Annotated in this window: 5 protein-coding genes and 1 pseudogene; 3 read left to right on the forward strand and 3 right to left on the reverse strand. The window is 26.1% G+C overall.

Annotation, left to right across the window (positions count from 1 at the left end; genetic code table 11):
• Nucleotides 1-195: 195 nt before the first annotated feature.
• The 3 genes from HMPREF0202_RS00430 to HMPREF0202_RS00440 are packed head-to-tail and all read left to right on the forward strand — an operon-like array spanning nucleotide 196 to nucleotide 2,301.
• Entirely contained in the window at nucleotides 196-459 is a 264-nt protein-coding gene (locus HMPREF0202_RS00430) for a hypothetical protein (protein ID WP_023051497.1), read from the forward strand.
• On the forward strand, nucleotides 460-1,512 hold the full coding sequence (locus HMPREF0202_RS00435; protein ID WP_023051498.1) for a hypothetical protein: 1,053 nt from the start codon (nucleotides 460-462) through the stop codon (nucleotides 1,510-1,512).
• Nucleotides 1,513-2,301: a hypothetical protein gene (locus HMPREF0202_RS00440; protein ID WP_023051499.1), complete on the forward strand. Its 789-nt coding sequence runs from the start codon at nucleotides 1,513-1,515 to the stop codon at nucleotides 2,299-2,301. It begins immediately after the preceding gene.
• Nucleotides 2,302-3,045: 744 nt separating this feature from the next.
• Here the strand turns inward: HMPREF0202_RS00440 and HMPREF0202_RS00445 are convergent.
• From HMPREF0202_RS00445 to HMPREF0202_RS00455, 3 genes and pseudogenes are all read right to left on the reverse strand, one after another.
• A pseudogene (locus HMPREF0202_RS00445) lies at nucleotides 3,046-3,576 on the reverse strand (LysR family transcriptional regulator substrate-binding protein); the annotation flags it as partial.
• A 15-nt stretch (nucleotides 3,577-3,591) separates the two neighbouring features.
• Nucleotides 3,592-3,927 (reverse strand): LysR family transcriptional regulator, encoded by a 336-nt coding sequence (locus HMPREF0202_RS00450; protein ID WP_040405940.1) that lies wholly within the window; start codon nucleotides 3,925-3,927, stop codon nucleotides 3,592-3,594.
• A gap of 37 nt (nucleotides 3,928-3,964) precedes the next feature.
• Nucleotides 3,965-4,153: a helix-turn-helix transcriptional regulator gene (locus HMPREF0202_RS00455; RefSeq protein WP_023051503.1), complete on the reverse strand. Its 189-nt coding sequence runs from the start codon at nucleotides 4,151-4,153 to the stop codon at nucleotides 3,965-3,967.
• Nucleotides 4,154-4,242 lie beyond the last annotated feature (89 nt).

Genomic DNA, 4,242 nt, shown 5'->3' on the forward strand with positions numbered 1-4,242 from the left:
TTTTATTCTCTCTTTAAATCAGATAAATCAAAATTAAATTATATAGACTATGGAAATTCAAATAATATAGAGTCAATAAAAGAGCATTCTACATATAAAACTTTTGAAAAATTATACAGAAGAAAAGGGTCTATTGATAATATGATAAATAATTATTAAGACTATATAGCTAAAAATGGTAAAAATATTGATTTTATGAATGAAGAATATAATTCAATAGTTAATTTTTTTGATTTAGAATTTCAGAATCCAAATAAAGATGAAAAATTTAATATTAATAATTTAATTATGATTTATCTGATTTTAAGAGAGAATAAAAAATTAAAGGAACCTTTATCACTATGTATTCCAAGAGAAGCTATTTACTATGATTCACATGGATTAGGTTTATCAGCAGAAGGTTTTTTTAAAAGAATCTACGCAATAAATAAAATAATGAAAAATAAAGGAGTAATCTAAGTGCATGTTCCAAAAGATAATAATACCAAGACTCTAATAGAAAGATTAAAAAATAAAATTGAAGGTGTAGATGGAGTTGTATTAGCTGCAGGAAATTCAGATGGAAAAACAAAAATATTAAAAGAATTAGCTCAAAGTTATTATGATGATAAATTCCAATGTATATATATACCTGAATATATAAAAGATTTAGAAATTGATTTAGGAGGACTTTTTGATACTGGATACAAAAAAACAATAACAATTGATGATATTATTGGAATTTTAGAGGAGAGATTAGAAAAGCAAAAAAATGACAACTTAAAAAAAACAATACTTCATCTTTTAAAAGAAAATCAAGATAATCCTATTTTTAAATTTTTTAAAGATAAATTGAAGTTTGAATTATTATTTGACCAAGGTGGTAGCGTTAAAATAAAAAGAAACGACAAAAAAGTACCAGAAGAATTAACATCTACAGGATTTAAACTTATGATTAGAATTACTGCAGAGATATACTTCTATTTAAGGCTATTTGATAACTCTAAAACAACATATATTTTAGTAGATGAGATTGATGATAAGTTATATTGGAATAATAGAAGCATATTTTTTAAAGAGTTATTTAAATTTTTAGAGCCAAATTTTCCAAATATTAAGTTTATTTTTTCTACCAATATGCCTGAATCTATATACTCGTTGCCTAGAAAAGTAAAAAATACAAATGTAGAATTTAAAATTGTAAAAATATATCAAGATGAGGATTCTATAATAAGTTATCAAAGTTATGATTCTAGTGATTTTTTAACAGAAAATTCTATAGATAAGGTAATTTTTGATAAAAGTAGTACCTTCATTGAAAAAAGTGAAAACTATATGCTTTTAGAAAAAATTTATAAAATTTGTTTAAAATGCAAAAAAATTTTTGGTGAATCGTGTTTAAATTATTCTTTGTGTCCAGTTATTCACAATCCTAAAATTAAAATGAGTCAGAGTGTACATATAATACCATTGTATAAATCAACAACAAAAGAACGTATATTATCTGATGCTATAATGGAGTTGAGAGATTAAATGAATAATTTTTTAATTCCTTTAAGAATTTATGATAAAGATAAATATTATGAAATTTTAGCAAAGCACTTTGGTAAAGATATTTGTGGAAATTACTATAATGGAGCTGATGATAAACTTCAATATTTTAAAGAATTGTTAATTTTATCAAATTATAATTGCTTTTATTGTGGATCTTCTCTCCTATCTCATAATGAAAAGGGAGTTTTATTTGACAAAGAACATATAATAAATAAAACAATAGATGATAATATAAACTACGCTTTAAATAGATGTATATATAATTTAATACCAATTTGTAAAACTTGTAACTCAAAAAAATTAGTAATTCCCATGACTTCAGAATTCAAATTTCAGTTAATCACACTAAAAGAGATATGTGAAAGAAAAAAAGGAAAAAAGCGGCTAGTTAGAGAGTCAGGTTGTATTATAGAGGATTGTTTAGAAACTTTATCTACAAATCATTTTAACCCCTTTTCTCAAAAGGTAAAATTTGATATATTAGCAAATAGATATGAAGGTGATGATTCGTATATTGAGGCATTTTTACTAAATGAAAGATGTTATAATATACTGGATAAATTAAATGAGTCTCTCTATGAATTAAATTCGACATTTTGTAATAAAAATTATATAGAGTATTTAAAGGAATTATATCCAAGTACTTTAGAAAGAGGTTATATTGATTTGTTAAAAAATCTTGAAATAATAAGTGAATATGGAACGATTAATTTAAAAAAGTTAAACAATCTAATTAGGACAAGAACTTTATTAAAAACGATATATTAGGAAAATAAATAGTAATTTTTTATTCAAGAAACCCCGCCTTCTGTGTAGGCCGATATTCGGCGGGTGGAGCTAGCGATGAAATACATATCTCTAGTGGGAGATAGAGGTGTTAGTCGCTGGCTTTTTTCTTTCATAAAAAATGTGTGGATTTTGGATACCCCTCGCTGCTTTTCATAAAAGCTCCCTTCTAGCATACCTCATCAAGATACTCCTTTTTAGGTGGAATCGTTCTTGGGGTTGGGCAATGCCTTTCCTTCATTTTGCTCCCACTGGGATAGAATCAGACTTTTTTTGCTGAGATTGTAAAAGAGAAAGTAGATATCAGTAAAGATTTCATGAGTAAGAGGCAGTAATTGCGGCTATATCGAGTAGTCTCTCTGCTATCTTATTGAGATATTCCCATTTTTTAGTAAGTGGAGCTAGATATATTATCTACCATAATTTTTAAAAGTTTGGGCGGAAATAAATTTGTCTATATTTCAACTATAATTTCCGCCATGTAAAAAGTCACCGGGTGGGTTTTTGGTGTTTTTTAATAAAAAAATATTTAATTTTTACAACTTATACTAAATTTGGGAAATTCCTTTTAAAAACGGTAATGTAAAATACTAGATAGCTTAAAAAGTTGAATCAATAGTTATAATTTTCTGAAGTTGATTGGTATGGACATGAGACTATAATGACAAGAAGCCTGCTGCCTTTTTCAAGGTGGTAGGAAAAGGGAAGAACAAACCTTTACTTAATTTATTTACGAAGTATTTCAATAAGTTTATTTTCAACCTTGCTGAGTTTCTTATCTTTTTTATATGCAATTACAAATTTTCTAGAAAGGATTGTTTCATCTAAAGAAAAAGTTAAAAAATGATCTCTCCATTTTTTATTTGTCAAGTGCATATTAGAAGCAAATCCTATTCCTAATCCAGAACTTATAAGAGACAAGACACACTCTTGATTTTCAGTTTCTAAAAAAATCTTAGGGTTGAAATTTTTTTCTAAAAAGAAAGCCTCGATTGCAGTTCTAAGTTTTTGCCTTTCTTGTAATAAAATAAAATTTTCATCTTTAAGATTTTCTAATTTTACTTTTTTTCTATTGAAGTACTGGTACCTTTCTTCATTCGGGGTTATTAACAAAAGTTCTTCTTTAAAAAACTCCTCATACACAAGGGATTTTTCAAGTAATGGGAGCGAAATAATAGCTATATCAATTTGATTATTAATAAGAGCATTTTCTAAATCTACTCCTGTCTTTTCTAAAAGTTTAATTTTGATATTCGGAAAGTCTTTTTTTAACTATGGAATGAAAAGTGGGAGTATATAGGGGCTCCTATTAGGTGAAATACCTATAGAAAATGTTACTATTTTATTATTTGAAGAATCTTCTAAATCCCTCCACAATTCTTTTTTCAGATTTATTATTTCTAGAGCTTTTTTTATAAATATTTCCCCAGCAGGAGTTAATTTTAAAGGATTACAGCTACGGTCAAAAAACTTTGTTTTAAACTGATCTTCTATTGTGGCGACATATTGGCTCAAAGCTGGTTGAGAAATATAAAGTTTTTGAGCAGCCTTGGTAAAACTTTTTTCTTCAGCTATGCATACAATATATTTAAACTTATCTAAATCCATGTATTCCTCCTTAGTTATAATAAAAAACTTATAACTATTATACAATAAATAATATTAGTAAACTTATTCCTCCATTTCTTCCTTGAGTCATACAAATAGGGATGCCTGCACCAGATATAACTTCAATATCTCTATAAATTGTTCGAACTGACACCTCAAATTTTTCTGCCAACTCTTTAGAAGAAATTTTTTCCTTATTTAATAATATATATAAGATTTCAAACACTCTATTTATCTTTATATTGTTTATATAATCACCACTCTAAAATTTATTTATCTTGTTTAAATTATATCATAACTATTCTCTAGATTATC

This window comes from Cetobacterium somerae ATCC BAA-474 (assembly GCF_000479045.1).
Lineage (GTDB): Bacteria > Fusobacteriota > Fusobacteriia > Fusobacteriales > Fusobacteriaceae > Cetobacterium_A > Cetobacterium_A somerae.

Coding starts and splice junctions, on each gene's coding strand:
- HMPREF0202_RS00450 (WP_040405940.1), bottom strand. CDS start 3,927: ATGGATTTAGATAAGTTTAAATATATTGTATGCATAGCTGAAGAAAAA.
- HMPREF0202_RS00430 (WP_023051497.1), top strand. CDS start 196: ATGAATGAAGAATATAATTCAATAGTTAATTTTTTTGATTTAGAATTT.
- HMPREF0202_RS00440 (WP_023051499.1), top strand. CDS start 1,513: ATGAATAATTTTTTAATTCCTTTAAGAATTTATGATAAAGATAAATAT.